We start from the raw sequence: 19,485 nt of genomic DNA, 5'->3' as shown, positions 1-19,485 counted from the left end.
AGCGCACCCGCCGGTGCGAGGCGTTTCGCCGCCCGCGAAGGGCCGCGTGTGCGCCCGCGCGTACGCCCGGGCTGTAGCCGACGTCACCGTCGCAGGGCGCGTCCATGCGGCACACTGGACGTTTGGCCTAACCGAAAGGCGCTCGCGTGAACGGTCCCCTCATCGTCCAGTCGGACAAGACCCTCCTGCTCGAGGTCGATCACGAGCGGGCCGACGCCTGTCGACGGGCCATCGCGCCCTTCGCCGAGCTGGAGCGGGCGCCCGAGCACATCCACACCTATCGCGTCACCCCGCTGGGGCTGTGGAACGCGCGCGCCGCGGGGCACGACGCGGAGCAGGTCGTGGACTCGCTCGTGGAGTTCTCGCGGTATCCCGTACCGCACGCGCTGCTCGTCGACGTCGCCGAGACGATGGCGCGGTACGGACGCCTCACGCTCTCCAAGCACCCCACCCACGGGCTCGTGCTCACCACCACCGACCGGCCGGTCCTGGAGGAGATCCTGCGGTCGAAGAAGGTGCAGCCGCTCGTCGGCGCCCGGCTCGACCCGGACACCGTCGCCGTGCACCCCTCCGAGCGCGGGCAGATCAAGCAGACGCTGCTCAAGCTGGGCTGGCCCGCCGAGGACCTCGCCGGGTACGTCGACGGGGAGGCGCACGCGATCGACCTCGACGAGAGCAGCTGGTCGCTGCGGCCGTATCAGCAGCAGGCCGTCGAGGGGTTCTGGCACGGCGGGAGCGGCGTCGTCGTGCTGCCCTGCGGAGCCGGGAAGACGCTGGTCGGCGCGGGCGCCATGGCGCAGGCCAAGGCCACCACCCTCATCCTCGTCACCAACACCGTCTCCGCCCGCCAGTGGAAGCACGAGCTGGTCAAGCGGACCTCGCTCACCGAGGACGAGATCGGCGAGTACAGCGGGACCAGGAAAGAGATCCGGCCCGTCACCATCGCCACGTATCAGGTGCTCACCACGAAGCGGAAGGGCATCTATCCGCACCTGGAGCTCTTCGACTCCAGGGACTGGGGGCTCGTGATCTACGACGAGGTGCATCTCCTTCCCGCGCCCGTCTTCAAGTTCACCGCCGACCTCCAGGCGCGCCGCCGTCTCGGGCTCACCGCGACCCTCGTACGGGAGGACGGGCGCGAGTCCGACGTCTTCTCGCTCATCGGGCCGAAGCGGTTCGACGCCCCGTGGAAGGAGATCGAGGCGCAGGGCTACATCGCGCCCGCCGACTGCGTGGAGGTGCGGGTCAACCTGACCGACAGCGAGCGGCTCGCGTACGCCACCGCAGAGGCCGAGGAGAAGTACCGGTTCTGCGCGACCACCGCCAGCAAGCGGAAGGTCACGGAGGCGCTGGTCAAGAAGCACGCCGGTGAGCAGACCCTGGTCATCGGGCAGTACATCGACCAGCTCGACGAGCTCGGCGAACACCTGGACGCGCCCGTCATCAAGGGCGAGACCACGAACGCGCAGCGCGAGAAGCTCTTCGACGCGTTCCGCCAGGGCGAGCTCTCCGTACTCGTCGTCTCGAAGGTCGCCAACTTCTCCATCGACCTGCCCGAGGCGACCGTCGCCATCCAGGTGTCCGGCACGTTCGGTTCGCGGCAGGAGGAGGCCCAGCGGCTCGGGCGGGTTCTTCGGCCCAAGGCCGACGGGCACGAGGCGCGCTTCTACTCCGTCGTCGCCCGCGACACCATCGACCAGGACTTCGCCGCCCACCGGCAGCGGTTCCTCGCCGAGCAGGGGTACGCGTACCGGATCGTGGACGCGGACGAACTGCTGGCCGGGTAGCGGGCCGGTCGGCGGCCCTCAGCCGCCCACGAGCATCGCCGCGGGGACCGTCACGAGCGACGTCAGGGCGAACGCCGTCCGCAGCCACGCCGCGCGCGAGTCGCGCGGCGTGAGCCAGCCCGCCGTCAGGCAGCCGAGGCCACCGAAGGCGGCGAGGACGTAGCGGGCCACCAGGTCCTGGTGCGCCGACGACGCCGCGTCGCCGAGCTCCGCGTCGAGCTCGACGACCCACCAGCCGACGACGAGGAGCAGCAGGACGGCCGGGGTCGCCAGGGCCAGCGCGACGACGCGGGAGGGGCGGGGGACCGGGTGCGCGGCGGCGTAGGCGGCGTTACGGGCGGCCCACTCGGTGCGCGACTCGGTCGGCTCGGTGGTCATGGGGTGAGTCAACCGCCCCGCGCGGGGGCGGCACCTCTGTCCGCGTACTCAGGTACGTACTCAACATCGGCAGCAGCGCCAGCGCGAGCAGCGGGTACGGCGACGCCAACGGCTGCTGCCACCACGGCAGCCGCAGGTCCAGGTCACCGTCGTGCGGGAGCAGCCAGAAGGTGCGGGCCGTGAACACCACGGCCACCGCGGCGGCGAGGCGCGGCCTGCCCCCGGCGACCAGCACGGCGAGCAGGGGCACGCACCACACCCAGTGGTGGGACCAGCTGATCGGCGAGATCAGCACGGTCGTGAACGCGGTCAGGAGCAGCGCGTGGGCTTCGCCGGGGGCGCGGCGGACGAGCCAGAGGCCGACGGCCGCCGTCAGGGCCGCCGGTACGGCCCAGGCCGCGCCCGGCTCCGCCGCGTGGAGGAGGCGGGCGATCAGGCCCTGCAGCGACTGGTTGTCGATGATCCACGCCTTGCCGACGCGCCCCGTCTCGAAGACCCGCCGCGTGAAGAACTCCATGCTGGCCGCGGGCAGCACCAGCGCGCCGAGCAGCACCGTGCCCGTGAGCGAGGCGAGCGCGGTGAGCGCCTCGCGGGTGCGGCCCCGCAGGAAGAGGTACGCGATGAAGACGGCCGGAGTCAGCTTGATCCCGGCCGCGACACCGAGCGCGAAGCCCTTGCCGACGGCGCCGGGCGGCCGGGTCAGGTCCCACAGGATCAGGCAGGCGAGCGCGAGGTTGATCTGGCCGAACACCACGGTCTGGAAGACGGGTTCGAGCCAGAGGGCGAGGGCCGTGGCGGCGCAGAGGGGCGCGGTGCGGGCGGGGAGGCCCGCAAGGCGGCAGGAGAGGCGGACGAGGACCGCGAGGAGGACGACGTTGCCCGCGAGGAAGACGGCCTTCAGCGCCCCCAGGGGGAGCCAGGTCGTCGGCACGAAGAGGATCGCGGCGAACGGCGGGTAGGTGGCCGGGAGTTGCCACGGGGTGACCGTGAACCCGTACAGATCGCCGCCGTCGGCGACGGCTGCGCCCTCGGCCCGGTAGACCAGGGTGTCGGCCATCGGGACGTGCTTGACGACGCAGAGGATGGCCAGCGCGGTGAGGGAGGCCGCGAGCAGTGCGCCGCCCGCGAGCAGGGTGCCTGTTGCTGGGGGTTGCGGGCGGGTCACAGTCCGTGGTTTCACGGCGTGACCTTAGTGGACGGCGGTCCGGCGGAGGGTGGGTCCGGTGGAGGGGGTCCGCGGGGCGGGTCGCCGGGGTGGGGCGCCGGGGCGGGTCAGCGGCGTCGTACGCCCGCTTCCTCCCCGTACTCGCCGAGCACGACGACGCCGAACGCCGCGCTCACGAAGGCCTTGGCGGCGCGCAGGGCGCCACCCTTGCGGTGCGGGTGCGCGGCGTCGTGGGACGCGGCGGCGGAGCCTGCGGAGGACGGCACGGACGCGGAGGTGAAGGTTGCTGCGCTCATGTATCCATGGTCGTTTCCCGGCGTCCCCCGCACATCGGCCTGTGGTGCAACCCGCCCTCGGCCTCCGGTGCACCCTGCGAAGGACCGCGTACGCCTTGAGATGGAGGCCGACCCCTAGGGCCTGTGTCGGAAGTCCCGTCTGCCCTCCCGCCGAGAGGCGGTACCGTCGAGTGCGCTGTGCACCATCGCGGCGCGTCAACGCAGCCGCCCCTGAGGGGACTTCGTGGGGATCGAGAGCGACCAGCTGGTCTACGACTATCTGAGCCGGGTCGGGGACCTGGCCCAGCAGCGGCAGTTGCCGTCCGGAGACCGGATGAGACTGGTCTCCGAGCTGCGGCACACGATCGACCGCGGCCGGGCCAAGGCCGTCGGCGACAGCCCCGCAGGGGTGCGCCGCATCCTCGACCGCCTCGGCACCCCGGAAGAGATCGTCGACGACGCGGCGGGCGGCACCGCGGCAGGCGGCACCTCGGCGGGCGGCGCCCCGGCGCAGGACGTACCGGCGGAGCCGCGCGCGCCCCGACCCCGCCCCGCGGTACCGGCCCAGCGGACCGGATGGTCCCGGCCACGCCCCCGCCCCCGCCGCGCCGCCCCCGCGCCCCCCGACCCGGACCCGGTGGAGTTCGACGGGCCCGTCCCCTCACCGCCCCACCTCGCGGGCGCCGACGAACTGGGGCCCAGCGGCTCCCAACCGGACTGGTGGCGGGTGGACAGCAGCCCGTTCGGCGTCGCCGACAGCGTCCCCGGTTTCGTCGGCGGCGTGGAGATCCCCGAACTGCTCAAGCCCCCGCCTTCCGAGGACGAGGACGAGGGCGAAGAGGAACAGGAAGAGGGGGAGGACGAGGACGAGTACCAGGAGGAAGGCGCGTCCGAGGGGGCGGCGGCGCAGGAAGGAGCTGCGGGCGGCCGGCGGCGGTGGCGGCTGCCCCGGGGGCGGGCCGCGGCCGTGGCGGCGGGCACGGGCGCGGGTGCCACGTTCAGCAATCCGCTGCTCCTGCTCGCCGCCGCCCTCCTCACCGTCGGCGCGATCCTCGGCAACTTCCTCGCCCTCGGCGTCGGCTGGCTCATCGCCTACGCCTCCCGCAGGCTCTCCCGCACCGAGGCGAAGTTCGCCGCGCTGGGGCTTCCCGTGCTCGCGGTGGCCGCCGGGATCGGCTGGCTGTGGGGGCGCAGCGACGGACGCTGGGGCGAGCCGATCAGGGACGGCCACCTGAGCGACGCCATGGCCGACACCTGGCCGTGGGTGGTGCGGGGCGCGGCCGTCGCCTCCGCGCTCTTCCTGCTGTGGAGGTCGCAGCGGCACCGGCCCTGACCCACCGGTGAGCTACTTCTTCCTGGTCAGGTCCGCCCGCATCTCGTCCAGGATCTTCTCCGCCGCCGTGTAGCCGCAGCCCTGGATCCACAGCTCGTCGTCGACGGTGTGGACGTTGCCCGACTTCACCGCCGTCATGTTCTTCCACAGGCCGCTGCCCACGGTCCGGGTCTCCTTGGACTTCTTCGGATCGCCGTACGTGGACCGGAAGATGACGTCCGTGTCCGCGAGGTCGATCTTCTCGGGGGACAGGTCGTAGGAGAAGCCGTCCTTCGCCTTCGCGGAGATGGGCGCGCGGCCGAGGCCGACGTCCTTGAGGACCGTGGCGATGTAGCTCTGGTCGCCGTAGAGGCGGATGTCGGCGCCTTCGATGAAGCGGACCACGTTGACCTCGGTCTGTCCGGCCTTCGCGCGGCCGCCGATGGCCGCGGTGACCTTCTTGGCGTGGGCGCGGTAGGCGGCGACGGTCTTCGCCGCCTCGGCCTTCTTGCCCAGGGCCTCGGCGTGCACCTGGAAGTTCTCCTTCCAGGGGTAGCCGGTCGACTCCGTCATGACGGTCGGGGCGATCTGCTTGAGCTGGTCGTACTTGGCGGCGTGCCGGATCTTCGAGGTGAGGATCAGGTCGGGCTTGAGCGCGGCGATGGCCTCCATGTTGGGGTTCATCATCTCGCCGACGTCCTTGATGCCGCCGACCTCGTCCTTGGGCAGGTAGCTCAGGAAGCCCGAGGACGCCTCGACGTGCGTGGCGCCGACCGGGCGCACGCCGAGCGTGATCGCCGAGTCCAGTTCGGCGGTGTCGAGGACGATGACGCGCCGCGGGGCCTCGGGCACCTTCACGTCGCCCATGGCCGTCCGGACCGTGCGGGTGCTGCCGGACGTGCCGGAGCCGTCGGAGTCCGACGAGCCGCAGGCGGTGAGGGTCAGGGCGCCGGTGAGGGCCAGGGCGCCGGTGGCGAGGGCGCGGCGGCGCAGCGGGGAGCGGAAGCGGTTCACGGGGACGCCTTTCACGAGGGCCTCATGCGGGGGTGGTGGTGCGGGCGGGTGCGGACCAGGGCGCCCCGGGGACGACCAGCGGGGAGCCGGTCACGGGGTCCGGCACGACGACGCACTCCAGGCCGAACACCTCACGTACGAGGTCCTCGGTGACGATCTGCGAGGGGGCGCCCTCGGCGACGACCTCGCCTGCCTTCATGGCGACGAGATGATCGGCGTACCGCGCGGCCTGGTTGAGGTCGTGCAGGACGACGACGACCGTGCGCCCTCGGTCGCCCGTACGCGTGGCGGCGGCCAACTGCCGCACCAGATCGAGGACTTCGACCTGGTGGGAGATGTCCAGATAGGTCGTGGGCTCGTCGAGGAGGAGGATGTCCGTGTCCTGGGCGATGGCCATCGCGATCCACACGCGCTGGCGCTGGCCGCCGGAGAGTTCGTCGACGGGGCGTTCGGCGAGCGCGGTCACGTCGGTACGTTCCATCGCCTCCGTCACCGTCCTCTCGTCGTCGTCGGACCACTGCTGCCACCAGTGCTGGTGCGGCTGGCGGCCGCGGGCCACGAGGTCGGCGACGGTGATCGCCTCGGGGGCGACGGGCGTCTGCGGGAGCAGTCCGATCTGCTGAGCGATCTTCCTGGTGGGCAGCTCGGTCAGCGCCGCGCCGTCGAGGAGGACGGCGCCGCGCCGCGGTTTGAGGAGGCGGCCGAGGGCCCGCAGCGTCGTGGACTTGCCGCAGGCGTTGGGGCCGACGATCACCGTGACCCGGCCGTCGGGGATCGTCAGGTCGAGGCCGTCGACGACCGTGCGGTCCTCGTAGGCGAGGGTCAGCTCGCGGGCCGTGAGGCGGGCGGTGAGGCGGGTGGCGGTCACGGCGTGCCTCCAGTGCGGACAGAGCGGCTGCGGACGATGAGCCAGATCAGGTACGGGGCGCCGATCGCCGCCGTCAGGACGCCGACCGGGAGTTCGGTGGGCGAGAAGAGGCGGCGGCCCGCCAGGTCGGCCAGGACCACGATCAGCGCGCCGAGCAGCGCCGAGCACAGGAGCGGGATCTGCGCGGTGCGGGTCAGTCTGCGGGCGGTCTGCGGGGCGAGGAGCGCGACGAAGTCGACGGGGCCCGCGGCGCCGGTGGCCACCGAGGCGAGGACGACACCGAGCAGGACGAGGCCGAGGCGTACGTGTCCCAGGCGGGTGCCGAGGGCCGTCGCCGTGTCGTCGTCCATGGTGACGGCGCGCTGGGCGCGGGCCGCCCACAGGACGCAGGGGAGCAGGACGAGCAGGGTCAGGCCGAGCGGGTTCGCCTCGGCCCAGCCGCGGCCGTTGAGGGAGCCCGTCATCCAGATCTGCGCCTGCTGGGCCACGAGGTAGTCGCCCTTCGTCATGAAGAGCGTCGTCACCGAGCGCAGGGCGACGGCGAAGCCGATGCCGATCAGGACGAAGCGGGTGGCGTGCAGGCCGCCGCGCCACGCGAAGACGTACACGAGGGCGGCCGCGGTGATGCCGCCCAGCACGGACAGGTAGGGCAGGACGGTGTACGAGGTGACCCCGTACGTCATCGCGCCGACCGTCAGGGCGCTCGCGCCGTGGCTGATGCCGATGATGTCGGGGCTGGCGAGGGGGTTGCGGGCCACGGTCTGGATGAGGGCGCCCGCCACGCCGAACGCGGCGCCGGTCAACAGGCCCACCACCATGCGGGGTTCGCGCAGCGTTCCCACGACCAGCTCGTCGGGGGAGGGCTGCCCGAGGACGACCTTCAGGGCCTCGACGGGCGGGACGAAGGACTCGCCGACGCAGAGGTACGCGAGGCAGCCGGCGGCGAGCAGCAGGGCGAGCGCGGCGGCGACGGCGGCGGCCCGCCGGTGCAGGAGGAAGGTGGCGCGGCGCAGGCGGAGCACCGCGTATCCGGCGGGGCGGACGCCGGGCCGGGTGGCCGCGGTCATGCGGCCACCGCCTTCCTGCGTACGAGGGTCACGAGGAAAGGCACGCCGATGAGCGCGGTCATCACGCCCGCGGGGACTTCGCCGGGCGGGAAGACGATCCGGCCGACCGTGTCGGAGACCAGCAGCAGCACGGGGCCGAGGAGCGCCGCGAGCGGCAGCACCCAGCGGTGACCCGCGCCGACGAGCGCGCGGGCGATGTGCGGGACGGCGAGGCCGATGAAGGCGATGGGCCCGGCGGCGGCCACGCCCGCTCCGGTGAGGATGGTCGCGCCGACGCCGCCGACGATCCGTACCGCCGCGACGTTCTGGCCGAGCCCCTTCGCCACGTCCTCGCCGAGCGCGAGCGCGTCGAGGCCGCGGGCGACGGTGAGGACGAGCACCACGCCGACGGCGAGGAACGGCCAGATCTGGCCGACGATCGCGGAGTCGCGGCCGGAGAGCGAGCCGACCTGCCAGAACCGGAACTCGTCGAGCGCGGCGGCCCGGGTGGTGAGGACGGCGGTCGTCACGGAGACGAGGAGCGCGTTGACGGCGGCGCCGCCGAGCGCGAGTTTCACGGGGGTCGCGCCGCCCCGGCCACCGGCGGCGACCGCGTAGACGGCGACGGCCGCGAGCCCGGCGCCGGTGAACGCCCACCACACGTAACCGGTCAGGGTGTGCACCCCGGCGAAGGCGATGGCGAGGACGACGCCCACGGAGGCGCCCTGGCTGATGCCGAGGATGCCGGGGTCGGCGATCGGATTGCGGGTCATGCCCTGGAGGACGGTGCCGGCCAGCGCGAGCGCGGCGCCGACCAGGACGCCGAGCACGGTGCGCGGCACCCGCATCTCGCGGACCACCTCGGCGGAGTCGCCGTGCCCGCCGTGCAGCAGGGCGTCGAGGACGGCGGAGGGTGCGATGGCGCGGGCGCCGACGGCGAGGCTGAGCAGGACGGCGAGCAGCAGGGCCACGACGGCCGCCGTGAGCACGGCCGTGTGCCGGACGGGCACACGCATCAACTGAGCTCGTTTCACGTGGAGGGCAGGCACTCGTGCAGGTACTCGTGCGGGTACTCGTGTGGGCACTCGTGGAGCATGACGTGGCTCGGTAAGGCGAGGCTAAGTCTAGGTGCGGTCCCGGTGCCCGCCGTCGGCAGAATGGCCTCATGAGCTCACACACGCTGACCGTCGGCTTCGACCTCGACATGACCCTGATCGACTCCCGGCCCGGTATCAAGGCCGCCTATCAGGCGCTTTCCGCGGAGACGGGGACGTACGTCGATGCCGATCTGGCCGTGACGCGGCTCGGCCCGCCCCTGGAGGAGGAACTGAGGAACTGGTTTCCGGAGGAGAAGATCCGGGAGACGGGCGACCTCTACCGTGAGATCTACACCACACACGCCATCGTGCCGACGCTCGCGATGGCGGGTGCCCGTGAGGCCGTCGCCGCGGTCCACGCGCACGGCGGCCGCGCGATCGTGGTGACCGCCAAGCACGAGCCCAACGCGAAGCTCCACCTGTCGCACCTGGGCATCGAGGCCGACGCGGTCATCGGCTGGCTGTGGGCGGAGGCGAAGGCGGAGGCGCTGCGCGAGTACGGCGCGGCGGTGTACGTCGGGGACCACACCGGTGATGTACGCGGCGCGCGTACGGCGGGCGCGCTGTCCGTCGCGGTGTCGACCGGACCGTGCGACGCAGCCGAACTGCGCGCGGCGGGCGCGGACGTCGTCCTCGGCGGGCTCGCGGAGTTCCCCGCCTGGCTGGACGGGTACGTCGCGCGGGGCGCGGAAGGCGTTAAGGCCTAGGGCGCCCTAAGTGCCGGACCTGGCCCGACGTCGCTGGAAGGCGATGCCGCGGAGGACGCCGGCACCGGCGATGAGGAACCCGACGCCCATCAGCATGCACACCGCGTAGGCGATGGACGGAAAGGGATCAGTGCCCAGAAAGAGCGGGGCCACCGTGACCAGTGTGGCCACGGCTCCGACGAAGAAGACGATTGCTCCGGTCCGGACCATTCCATCGCCCGGCCCGGCGGAATTCGCTTGGGTTTTGTCACGCACCCGACCAGGGTAGTTCCCAGCGCGAAGGAAGAATCCGGGGACGTCTTGTCACCGGCCCCCGGACCAATAGTCTTGGTGCCGGCGGGTCGGGCGACCCGCTGTAGTGCTATCCAGAGCCGTTTTCGACCCGTCGTACCGGATGGGCGGACCCGGCATAGACGAGTACGACGAGTACGAGGACGAGGACTTCACGTGCCTACCGGCAAGGTCAAGTGGTTCAACAGCGAGAAGGGCTTCGGCTTTCTCTCCCGCGACGACGGCGGCGACGTCTTCGTGCACTCCTCAGTACTGCCCGCCGGCGTCGACACACTCAAGCCCGGCCAGCGCGTGGAATTCGGCGTGGTCGCGGGACAACGCGGTGACCAGGCCCTTTCGGTGGCCATTCTCGACCCGACCCCGTCAGTGGCGGCCGCGCAGCGCCGCAAGCCGGACGAACTGGCCTCGATCGTCCAGGACTTGACGACACTGCTCGAAAACATCACGCCCATGCTGGAGAAGGGCCGATACCCCGACAAGGCGTCCGGCGCGAAGATCGCGGGCCTGCTGAGGGCGGTCGCGGACCAACTCGACGTGTAGCTGCCGGTTTTCGACAGCCAGTACAGCTTTCGAGGAGATCCGCTCGAATTCCGCTAGGGAAACGACAGGGCCTCTACGGGAACGACAGGGCGTCCGGGCCGAGGGGCGGTACGAGTCCCTCGGCCGCGGCGCGCGTAAGGAGACCGCGGACCGCCGCGTAGCCGTCCTCGCCGAGATCGGCCGTGAACTCGTTGACGTACAGGCCGATGTGCTGGTCGGCCACGGCCGGGTCCATCTCCTGGGCGTGCTCGAGGACGTACGGACGGGAGGCCTCCGGGTCGTCCCACGCCTGGCGGACCGAGGCGCGCGTGACGTCCGCGAGGGAGCGCAGCACCTCCGTGCCCAGCGACCGCCTCGCGATGATCGCGCCCAGCGGGATCGGCAGCCCCGTCGTGGCCTCCCAGTGCTCGCCCATGTCGGCGAGGCAGTGCAGGCCGTAGTTCCGATACGTGAAGCGGGCCTCGTGGATCACCAGGCCCGCGTCGACCTTGCCGTCGCGCACCGCCGGCATGATCTGGTCGAAGGGCAGCACCACGATCTCGCCGACGCCCTCGTCGGAGAGCGTGTCCGCCGCCCACAGCCGGAAGAGCAGATACGCCGTCGACTTCTCGCTGGGCACCGCGACGGTCTTCCCCGTGAGGTCGACGCCGGGCTCCCGGGTCAGCACCAGCGGGCCGCAGCCCCGGCCGAGGGCGCCGCCGCAGGGCAGCAGCGCGTACGCGTCGAGGACGTACGGGAGGACGGCGTAAGAGACCTTCAGGACGTCGAGGTCGAGGTCGAGGTCGGGCGAGGCCAGAGATGAGGGCGCGGACGAGTGCGCGGCCGCGGCGCGCTCCGCGATGCCGTTGGTGATGTCGATGTCCGCGAACGTGACGTCGAGCTCGGGCGCGCCCGGCACCCGGCCGTGGGCCCAGGCGTCGAAGACGAACGTGTCGTTGGGGCAGGGCGAGTACGCGATGCGCAGGGGGCGGCCGAGGGGGGCCGTGGCGGGCTCGGGCTCAGTCGTGTGGGATGCCATGTGTGTTCCAACTCCTCAGTACGGGCGCGCACTTCCCGAAAGCGTCGCTCAGTGCGGCCAGCGCGTCGCCGATCCGCCAGGCGGCGCGGTCGCGCGGGCCGACGGGATTGGAGACCGCGCGGATCTCCAGGACGGGCAGCCCGTGCAGGGCGGCCGCCTCGGCGACCCCGAAGCCCTCCATCGCCTCGGCCAGGGCGCGCGGATGGCGCCGCCGCAGCTCGGCGGCGCGCTCGGCCGAGCCGGTCACGGTGGAGACGGTCAGGACGGTGCCGGTCGCGGCACCGCAGGCGTCGGCCGCTTCCCGTACGAGGGAACGCGGCGGACGGTGAGTGACGGCGCCGAAACCCAGCTCGGTGACGGGCGCGAAGCCCTCGGGGGTCTCGGCGCCCAGATCGGCGACGGTGATCTCGTCGGCGACGACGAGCGAGCCGACGGGGGCGTGGGGCGGGAAACCGCCGCCGATACCGGCCGAGACGACGAGGTCGTAGGGCCGGCCGTCGGCGGCGGCACGGGCGAGTGCGGTCGCCGTGCCCGCCGCGGCGGCGGCCGGACCCACACCGACGGCCAGGACGTCGGCGTCGAGGCTGTGAGTGTTCAGGCTGTCGGTGTCGAGGCCGCCTGTGGTCAGCGTGCGGGCCACCGCGTCCCGTTCGGCCGGGACCGCGGTGGCCACGAGGACGCGCGGGGAAGACCCCGGCGCGGCGTGCGGAGCGTGCGGGGCAGACGTGGTCAGGAGTCCTTCTCGAACTTGAACGACCACAGGCCCGTGGCCTTCGACGTGGAGCCCTTGCCGCCCTCAAGGAGGCTGACGGTCGACTTGTCGCCGCCACCGCCGTACTGCTGGTTGAAGAAAACGCTGCCCGGGATGACCACGTACGTCTTCTTGCTGGCCTCGGTCAGCGGCTGACCGTTCATCAGGAGCGTCCAGCCCTTGTCGGCCATCTCCGGGTCGACGCCGAAGCGGACCTTCTCGTCGGGGTCGACCTTGATGGACTTGACGTCCTTGTCCTGCAGGCAGGACTTCAGCTGCGACTCCTCCAGCTCCTTGCCGTCGTTGTAGCAGGAGGCTTCGGAGTTCACCGAGTCGCTGCCGACGGTCACGGTGGCCAGCGGCGTCGGCTTGTCACAGGCGGAGAGCACGAGGAGTCCGGCGGAGACGGCGCCAAGCGCGGCCACTGTGCGGCGGCGGCGTGCCGCGCGGTACACATTCGCGGCTCCGCCGCGGAGCAGGGAGGTCATGGGCGAAGGCTATCGGGCGCGCCGGGGGGTGCCGTTACGCGGGGGTCACGGGCGTGCCGTGCCGCAACCCGTCTCACACCACCCGGGACCTCGTCTCACACCACCCGGGCCCCCGTCTCACACCACTCGAGTACGCCGCGAGCCGCCGCGCCGGGACGAGGCGAGGAGACCGCGGACCGTCGAGAGCCAGCCCACCGCGACGATCCCGGCCGCCACCGACATGCCGAGCGTCCCCACAAGCGGCAGGGCGATCCCGACGCCGCCGCCGATCACCCAGGCCACCTGGAGCAGCGTCTCGGAACGGGCGAACGCGGACGTACGGACCTGCTCGGGGACGTCCCGCTGCAGCAGCGCGTCCAGGGACAGCTTCGAGAGGGCCTGCGCGAAGCCCGCACACGCGCCGAGGCAGGCCACCCCGACCGCCCCGAAGAACAGCGCGGCCATGACCGCCACGCCAAGCACCACCGCGACGACCGTGACGATGATGAGCTCCGGCGCCCGGGACTTCAGCCAGGCGCCGACCGCCGTGCCCAGCGCGTTGCCCACGCCCGCCGAGACGCCCACTATGCCGAGCGAGACCGCCGCGCTCTGGCCCGCGAGCGGGTGCTCGCGCAGCAGGAACGCCAGGAAGAAGATGAGGAAGCCGGAGAGACAGCGCAGCGCCGCGTTGGCCCCGAGGGCGTGGGTCACGGCCGGGCCGACCGTGCGCAGCCCCATGCGCTTTCTGCGGGTGGTGTCGCCCGCGGCCTCCGCGCGGGCGTGCAGATGCAGATGCTCCTCGTCGGCGGCGAGCAGCGCCTTGCTCTCGCCCTTCGCCGAGTCGACCTTCCGCGGCAGCGAGAACGACAGGAACATCCCCGAGACGAAGATCACGAAGGCGCCGGCCAGTGGCCAGCGCGGCCCCAGCGCCTGTAGACCGGCTCCCGCGGGGGCCGCGACGGCCGTGGCGAGGAGACCGCCGAGTGTGACCCGCGAGTTCGCCTTGACGAGGGAGAACCCGAGCGGCAGGAGCCGCGGTACGACGGCGCTTCTGACCACCCCGTACGCCTTGGACGCGACGAGTACGCCCAGCGCGGCCGGATAGAGCTCCACGCTGCCCGTCACGACCGCGCCCGACAGCACGAGGGCGAGCAGGGCACGCGCCAGCATCGCCCCCGCCATCGCGGCCCTGCGGCCGTGCGGGAGCCGGTCCAGGAGCGGGCCGATGACCGGGGCGAGGAGAGTGAACGGGGCCATCGTGATGGCCAGGTAGAGGGCGACGCGGCCGCGGGCCTCGTCGGTCGGCACCGAGAAGAAGACGGTGGACGCGAGAGCGACCGTGATCATCACGTCACCGGCGCCGTTCACCGCGTGCAGCTCGATGAGTTTCCCGAGCCCCGACTCGCCCGCTCCGTGGGCGTGGGTGGCCTTGCGGATGCCGCGGGCGGTGCCGGTGAAGGGGAGGTGCAGGGCGCGGCCCAGCGCACGCGCGGTCCGTCTCGCCGGGCCCGGCGAGACGGTTCCTACGGGTATCGACCTGGTGGGCGCCACTCCGTCATAGTGCCCTGTTGGGGGGCCGCTAGTGCGAATACTGGCTGTGAGCCGTGCGGGCTTTCTCCGCCGCTTCGCGGCGGGGGCGGTGTGCTGCCGCGCCGGGGGCGGGGTGCTTCGCCGCTCCGCGGCGGTGGGGTGGTCCGGTGGGCTGTCACTCGGAGTGGCGGGGTGCTTCGCCGCTTCGCGGCGGGTTTCCCACCCGCCCACCCGTTTGCCCCGCGCCGTGGGGTTGGGGTGGGGAGCCGGGGTGCTGTCACTCGGAATGGGTGGACTGCTTCGCCGCTTCGCGGCGGGGCTCACCCGCCCACCCACCCGTTTGCTCCGCGGCGGGTAGGTGGGGGAAACGCCGCGGAGCGGCGACGGGGTGGTGTTGCGGGGCAGGGGGAGTGGGGCGCGCGGGAGGCGGATTTCGGCGGGGGAACGGGCGGCCGGAGGGGGCCCGGGACACGGCTCGGGGCGCCGCGACGTACGTCGGTGTAGGCCCAGGGGCCAGGAGAAGGTAGCGTGCGTAGCGCGCCTGCGGCGGTTGTTCTTGGCCGCGCGCCTCTCGGTCATCCCGCAGAATGGGTGACGTAGGCGCGCCCCAGAACGTCGGGCGCGGACGTTGACGCGGCCCTCTGGTCCGCTCCGTCCGCACCCCCGCGTAAGGGTGGCGCACTCGTGAGACGGCGTAGGAGAGAAGCGATACTTGTGAGCGCAGCGACAACGCGAAGCCGTACCCCGCGCACCCCGCGTACCCCCGACCGCCTGTGCGCCGAGGCGGTCGGCCTGGCACGCGCCGCGGCGGAGGAGACCGCCGCGCCCGGTGTGGTCGGTGAGCACGTCGAGGTTCTGGTGGAGGGCGACCGGGTCGTCACCCACCTCTTCGAGTGCAAGGAATTCGGCTACCGCGGCTGGCGCTGGGCGGTGACGGTCGCCCGCGCCTCGCGGGCCAAGGTCGTCACGCTCGACGAGACCGTGCTCCTTCCGGGCCCCGACGCCCTCCTCGCCCCCGAGTGGGTGCCGTGGAGCGAGCGGCTCCGCCCCGGCGACATGGGCCCCGGCGACCTGCTGCCGACCGACGCCGAGGACCTGCGCCTGGAGCCCGGCTACTCGGGCGAGGAGGAGCCGCCGCCGAACTCCGTCGTATCGGAGGAGATGGCCGAGCTCGTCGAGGCTGAGGACGCCGAGATCACGGCCGTCCCGCCCGCCGAACTGCCGGCCGCGCCGGCCCGCGGCTCGATCGCGGCGGTCGCCGAGGAACTGGGCATGCGGCGCGCGCGAGTGCTGTCCCGTTACGGCCTGCACGTCGCCGCCGACCGCTGGGACGAGGCGCACGGCGCGAAGACCGCGATGGCGCAGGCGGCGCCCGCGGCGTGTGTCAGCTGTGGCTTCCTCGTCCGGATCGGCGGCTCGCTCGGTCAGGCGTTCGGTATCTGCGCCAATGAGTTCGGGCCCGCGGACGGGCAGGTCGTCTCCCTGTCGTACGGGTGCGGCGGGCACTCGGAGGCCGCGGTCATGCCGAAGCCGCCGCGGCCCGCGCCGCCCGTCCTGGACGAGACGCGCGTGGACGTGCTTCCGCTGCGGCCCGCGGCGGATTCCGGATCGGTGAGTGCGGAGGGGCCGAGCGAGGACCTCGGTCACTCGTAGGTTCCGACGGCGGGGCGGGGTCCTTACGCGCCCCGCACCCCGTGCCACGCGCCCCGCACCCCGTGCCACGCACCCCGCGCCCGGTGGGGCGCTTCGCTTCGAGCCGTATGGCGCCCTGCGGGAGCGTGTCCTGAGCGGCCTGCGCCGGATCGCGCACGCGTCGCCGCTGCGCGGCGTTCTCCCCACCCACCCGCCCGATCTCTGCGCGGTACCGTTCGCCGCAGGGCACAAGCACGCCTCCCCGTAACCCCGTAACGGGTGCCGACGCAGAGAAGAGAGACGACCGTGAGCAAGACCGTGCGGCCGGCGGCCGAGGGCACCGACCCTTTCGGCACCGCCCGCCTCCGCCGCGGAGTCCTCGACGCGTGGGCCGCGGCCCCGGCCCGGTTCCGTGAGGACGCGAACGCCGAGGAGGACCTCGCCCTCGGCGGCTACCGCGACCGCCTCGTCGTGGAGCTCGCTCAGAACGCCTCGGACGCCGCCGCCCGCGCGGGCGTACCCGGCCGCCTCGCGCTGACCCTGCGCGGCGGGGTCCTCGCCGCCGCGAACAGCGGCGCCCCCCTGGACGCCACCGGCGTCGAGTCCCTCTCCACCCTGCGCGCCTCCGCCAAGCGGCAGCACGAGCCGGCGGCGGGCGCGCCGTCCGGCACCCCGGGCAGCGTCGGGCGCTTCGGCGTCGGTTTCGCCGCCGTGCTCGCCGTGACCGATGAGCCGGCCGTCGTCGGGCGCACCGGCGGTATCCGCTGGTCGCTGTCCGAGGCGCGTGAACTGGCCGCGGAGACCGCCCGGTTCAGCCCGGGTCTCGGCGACGAGATCCGGCGCAGGGACGGGCACGTGCCGCTGCTGCGGCTGCCGATGGCCGCCGAGGGCACCGCCCCCGACGGCTACGACACCGTCGTCATCCTGCCGCTGCGCGACGCCGCCGCGGAGGACCTGGTGGCGCGGCTGCTCGACGGCGTCGACGACGCGCTGCTCCTGGCCCTGCCCGGCCTGGAGGAAGTCCGCATCGAGACCCCGGACGGCCGGACACGCACGCTGCGCCGCCGCGTCGAGGCCCCGTACACCGTCGTCGAGGACAGCCGGGACGGTACGACGCGCTGGCGCACGGTCGACGCGCGCGGCCCGCTCGACGCCGCGCTCCTGAAGGACCGGCCCGTCGAGGAGCGGCTTCGGCCGCACTGGTCGGTGACGTGGGCCGTGCCCGTGGGTCCCGACGGCGCTCCGGAGCGGCCCCGTACGACTCCCGTGGTGCACGCGCCGACGCCGAGCGACGAGCCCTTGGGCGTACCGGCGCTGCTCATCGCGTCGTTCCCGCTGGACACCGCGCGGCGGCATGCCGCGCCGGGGCCGTTGACCGACTTCCTGGTGGAGCGGGCGGCGGACGCGTACGCCGAACTCCTCGACGGCTGGCGGCCGGTGACCGAGGGCATCATCGGTCTCGTGCCTGGGCCGCTGGGCAGGAGCGAGCTGGACGGCGCGCTGCGGCAGGGCATCCTGGCGCGGCTGCCCCGCACCGCTTTCCTGCCGCCCGCGCTGCCTCGCGCCGAGGGCGACGAGGACGAGCTGCCGCAGGCGCTGCGGCCGCGTGACGCGGAGGTGGTGGAGGGTGCGGGAGCCGATACGGTCCGGGTCCTCGCCGAGGTCCTGCCGAGCCTGCTGCCCGCGGGCCTGGAGCGCCGCGCCGAGCTGCGCACCCTCGGTGTCGCGCGGGTGCCGCTGACCGAGGCGGTCGACCGGCTCGCGGGGCTCGACCGGGAGCCGGGCTGGTGGCGGCGCCTTTACGACACGCTGGCCGGGGTGGACCCGGACCGGCTCTCGGGACTGCCGGTGCCGTTGGCGGGTGGCGCGCGGGGTGGCGGCCCCACGGCCCTCGGCGCCGAAGGGGACGCGCCGGACTTCGACTCCATGGGCACCCCCACCGGCCCCCGCCCCCGTTCCCGTTCCCGCTCCGCGGGCGCGTGGCGTACGACGATCGGGCCCCGGCAAGTACTGCTCCCCGCCCCCGGTGGCGGGGACACGGGCGGCCCCGACCCCGCCGTCCTGGCGCGCCTCGGGCTGAAGATCGCCCACCCGGAAGCCGCCCACCCGCTCCTGGAGAAGCTCGGCGCGCTGCCCGCGACGCCCCGCGCCGTCCTCACGACGCCGCAGGTGCGGGCCGCCGTGGCCGCGTCTCTCGACGACGAGACGTGGGACGAGGAGGCGCTGGACGCCGAGGAGTTGGCGGACGTCGTGCTCGCGCTCGTGCGGGACGCGAACCTCGCGCCCGGCGACGAGCCGTGGCTGGCCGCGCTCGCGCTGCCCGACGAGGAGGGCGAGCTCGCTCCGGCCGGTGAGCTCGTCCTGCCCGGCAGCCCCTTCGCGCAGGTCATGCGGGAGGACGAACTCGCCCTGGTCGACGAGGAACTGGCCGCGCGCTGGGGCGAGCAGCCCCTCGCCGCCTGCGGTGTGCTCGCCACCTTCGCGCTCGTACGGGCCACCGACGTCGTGCTCGACCCCGACGAACTGGAGCCGCGCGAGGGCGACTTCGCCGAGCCGGACGACGCGGGGCTCCTCGACGCGGTCGACGTGTGGTGCGAGGACGTGCTCGACCGGCTGCCCGACACCCCCGTGCCGCCGGTGGCGACCGAGATCGTCGCGGTACGGGACCTCGATCTGGTCGACGACGACTGCTGGCCGCAGGCCCTTGCGATGCTGTCGCGCCCGCCGTTGCGGGACGCGCTGACGCAGCCGCTGCGGGTGCTCCTGCCGGACGGGACGACGGAGACGGTCCGCTCGTACACGGCGTGGTGGCTGCGCGGGCATCCGGTTCTTGACGGTCGCCGGCCCGCCGGGCTGCGGGCGGAGGGCGGCGATCCGCTGCTGGAGGGCTTGTACGACGCGGCGGACGCGACGGGCTTCGGGGACGAGCAGGTGCTGCGGGCGCTGGGCGTACGGACGTCCGTCGGCGCCCTCCTGGAGGAGCCGGGCGGCGCGGCGGAGCTCCTCGACCGGCTCGCGGACCCGGAGAGGACCGTTTCCGCCGCCCAGCTGCACGCGCTGTACGGCGCGCTTGCCGACCTCGATCCCGACCAGGTGACGCTCCCGGACGAGCTGCGCGCGGTGGTGGACGGCGAGGTCGTGGTGGTCGACGCGGCGGACGCGGTGGTCGCCGACGCCCCCGACCTGCTGCCCCTTGCCGGTGGCGTGGCGCTGCTGCCCGTACAGCCCCGCAGGGCGGGCAACCTGGCCGAGCTGTTCCAGGTGCGGCGGCTCAGCGAGACGGCGGCGGAGCCGTCGGGTGAGGGCGTCGAGCACGCGGTGCCCGAAGCGGTACGGATCCTCCTTGGCCCGTCGGCCCCGGAGACGTACATCGAGCACGATGAACTGATCGCGTCCGGCGTGGAGCTGGACTGGCGCCGCACGCCGAACGGCGCGGTGCACGCGGCGACGCTTGAGGGCGTCGCGGCGGGCCTCGCCTGGGCAGCGGGCCAGTGGCCGCGCCGCTTCGAGGTGGCGGCACTGCTGGAAGACCCCACACGAACGTCGGAGCTGGCGCGGGACCGCTGGTTCGACTGAGGCGGTTCGACTGAGGCGGTTCGACTGAGGC

The 19,485-nt window shown here is 73.4% G+C and carries 18 protein-coding genes; 6 read left to right on the top strand and 12 right to left on the bottom strand.

The genetic code is table 11. The features are described 5' to 3' along the window. Positions 1-146 precede the first annotated feature (146 nt). Positions 147-1,787 carry a DNA repair helicase XPB gene (locus tag ABZ953_RS13065; RefSeq protein WP_361721395.1) on the top strand — a complete coding sequence of 547 codons (1,641 nt, stop codon included), beginning with the start codon at positions 147-149 and terminating at the stop codon, positions 1,785-1,787. 18 nt (positions 1,788-1,805) lie between these two features. On the opposite strand, the gene ABZ953_RS13060 is transcribed toward ABZ953_RS13065, so the two are convergent. The 3 genes from ABZ953_RS13060 to ABZ953_RS13050 form a co-directional block, all read right to left on the bottom strand. Beyond that, positions 1,806-2,165: a hypothetical protein gene (locus ABZ953_RS13060; protein ID WP_361721392.1), complete on the bottom strand. Its 360-nt coding sequence runs from the start codon at positions 2,163-2,165 to the stop codon at positions 1,806-1,808. After that, positions 2,119-3,222, bottom strand: coding sequence for a glycosyltransferase 87 family protein (locus ABZ953_RS13055; protein WP_361721903.1), 1,104 nt, complete (start codon positions 3,220-3,222; stop codon positions 2,119-2,121). The genes ABZ953_RS13060 and ABZ953_RS13055 overlap by 47 nt, the downstream gene beginning before the upstream one ends. 215 nt (positions 3,223-3,437) lie before the next feature. Next, positions 3,438-3,626, bottom strand: a complete 189-nt coding sequence (locus tag ABZ953_RS13050; RefSeq protein ID WP_361721389.1) for a hypothetical protein — start codon at positions 3,624-3,626, stop codon at positions 3,438-3,440. 223 nt (positions 3,627-3,849) lie between these two features. Here ABZ953_RS13050 and ABZ953_RS13045 point away from each other — a divergent pair, with 223 nt between their 5' ends. Then, positions 3,850-4,938, top strand: a complete 1,089-nt coding sequence (locus ABZ953_RS13045; protein WP_361721386.1) for a hypothetical protein — start codon at positions 3,850-3,852, stop codon at positions 4,936-4,938. 12 nt (positions 4,939-4,950) lie between these two features. On the opposite strand, the gene ABZ953_RS13040 is transcribed toward ABZ953_RS13045, so the two are convergent. From ABZ953_RS13040 to ABZ953_RS13025, 4 genes are read right to left on the bottom strand one after another with little or no spacing between them, the layout of a single operon-like run. Further along, the gene (locus tag ABZ953_RS13040) at positions 4,951-5,931 is read right to left on the bottom strand and encodes an iron-siderophore ABC transporter substrate-binding protein (protein WP_361721383.1); all 981 of its coding nucleotides are present in this window, start codon (positions 5,929-5,931) and stop codon (positions 4,951-4,953) included. A 22-nt stretch (positions 5,932-5,953) separates the two neighbouring features. Beyond that, positions 5,954-6,799 carry an ABC transporter ATP-binding protein gene (locus ABZ953_RS13035; protein ID WP_361721380.1) on the bottom strand — a complete coding sequence of 282 codons (846 nt, stop codon included), beginning with the start codon at positions 6,797-6,799 and terminating at the stop codon, positions 5,954-5,956. Further along, positions 6,796-7,866: an iron chelate uptake ABC transporter family permease subunit gene (locus tag ABZ953_RS13030; protein WP_361721377.1), complete on the bottom strand. Its 1,071-nt coding sequence runs from the start codon at positions 7,864-7,866 to the stop codon at positions 6,796-6,798. Before ABZ953_RS13030 ends, ABZ953_RS13035 begins: the two co-directional genes overlap by 4 nt. Continuing rightward, complete coding sequence (locus ABZ953_RS13025) at positions 7,863-8,861, bottom strand: iron ABC transporter permease (RefSeq protein WP_361721374.1); 999 nt, start codon at positions 8,859-8,861, stop codon at positions 7,863-7,865. The genes ABZ953_RS13030 and ABZ953_RS13025 overlap by 4 nt, the downstream gene beginning before the upstream one ends. A 149-nt stretch (positions 8,862-9,010) precedes the next feature. On the opposite strand from ABZ953_RS13025, the gene ABZ953_RS13020 reads away from it, so the two are divergent. Further along, positions 9,011-9,649, top strand: coding sequence for an HAD hydrolase-like protein (locus ABZ953_RS13020; protein WP_361721370.1), 639 nt, complete (start codon positions 9,011-9,013; stop codon positions 9,647-9,649). A 6-nt stretch (positions 9,650-9,655) separates the two neighbouring features. On the opposite strand, the gene ABZ953_RS13015 is transcribed toward ABZ953_RS13020, so the two are convergent. After that, positions 9,656-9,904 carry a hypothetical protein gene (locus ABZ953_RS13015; RefSeq protein ID WP_361721367.1) on the bottom strand — a complete coding sequence of 83 codons (249 nt, stop codon included), beginning with the start codon at positions 9,902-9,904 and terminating at the stop codon, positions 9,656-9,658. 192 nt (positions 9,905-10,096) lie between these two features. On the opposite strand from ABZ953_RS13015, the gene ABZ953_RS13010 reads away from it, so the two are divergent. Further along, positions 10,097-10,480, top strand: coding sequence for a cold-shock protein (locus ABZ953_RS13010; protein ID WP_076685560.1), 384 nt, complete (start codon positions 10,097-10,099; stop codon positions 10,478-10,480). A gap of 73 nt (positions 10,481-10,553) precedes the next feature. Here ABZ953_RS13010 and ABZ953_RS13005 read toward each other — a convergent pair whose 3' ends face one another. The 4 genes from ABZ953_RS13005 to ABZ953_RS12990 all read right to left on the bottom strand — a co-directional run bounded on the left by ABZ953_RS13005 (position 10,554) and on the right by ABZ953_RS12990 (position 14,249). Then, on the bottom strand, positions 10,554-11,498 hold the full coding sequence (locus ABZ953_RS13005) for a 1,4-dihydroxy-6-naphthoate synthase (RefSeq protein WP_361721364.1): 945 nt from the start codon (positions 11,496-11,498) through the stop codon (positions 10,554-10,556). Next, positions 11,479-12,231, bottom strand: a complete 753-nt coding sequence (locus ABZ953_RS13000; protein ID WP_361721900.1) for a futalosine hydrolase — start codon at positions 12,229-12,231, stop codon at positions 11,479-11,481. Before ABZ953_RS13000 ends, ABZ953_RS13005 begins: the two co-directional genes overlap by 20 nt. Further along, positions 12,228-12,737: a DUF2771 domain-containing protein gene (locus ABZ953_RS12995; protein WP_361721361.1), complete on the bottom strand. Its 510-nt coding sequence runs from the start codon at positions 12,735-12,737 to the stop codon at positions 12,228-12,230. Before ABZ953_RS12995 ends, ABZ953_RS13000 begins: the two co-directional genes overlap by 4 nt. Before the next feature lie 117 nt (positions 12,738-12,854). Further along, the gene (locus ABZ953_RS12990) at positions 12,855-14,249 is read right to left on the bottom strand and encodes an MFS transporter (RefSeq protein ID WP_361721897.1); all 1,395 of its coding nucleotides are present in this window, start codon (positions 14,247-14,249) and stop codon (positions 12,855-12,857) included. A 711-nt stretch (positions 14,250-14,960) separates the two neighbouring features. Here ABZ953_RS12990 and ABZ953_RS12985 point away from each other — a divergent pair. Together ABZ953_RS12985 and ABZ953_RS12980 are read left to right on the top strand one after the other, a co-directional pair. Beyond that, entirely contained in the window at positions 14,961-15,899 is a 939-nt protein-coding gene (locus tag ABZ953_RS12985) for a DUF3027 domain-containing protein (protein WP_361721358.1), read from the top strand. Positions 15,900-16,184: 285 nt separating this feature from the next. Next, complete coding sequence (locus tag ABZ953_RS12980; protein ID WP_361721356.1) at positions 16,185-19,454, top strand: molecular chaperone Hsp90; 3,270 nt, start codon at positions 16,185-16,187, stop codon at positions 19,452-19,454. Positions 19,455-19,485 lie beyond the last annotated feature (31 nt).

Origin of the sequence: Streptomyces sp. NPDC046465 (assembly GCF_040646035.1) — a bacterium.
Lineage (GTDB): Bacteria > Actinomycetota > Actinomycetes > Streptomycetales > Streptomycetaceae > Streptomyces.
Note: the sequence above shows the minus strand (reverse complement) of the source record. Positions and strands in the feature narration are given on the sequence as shown.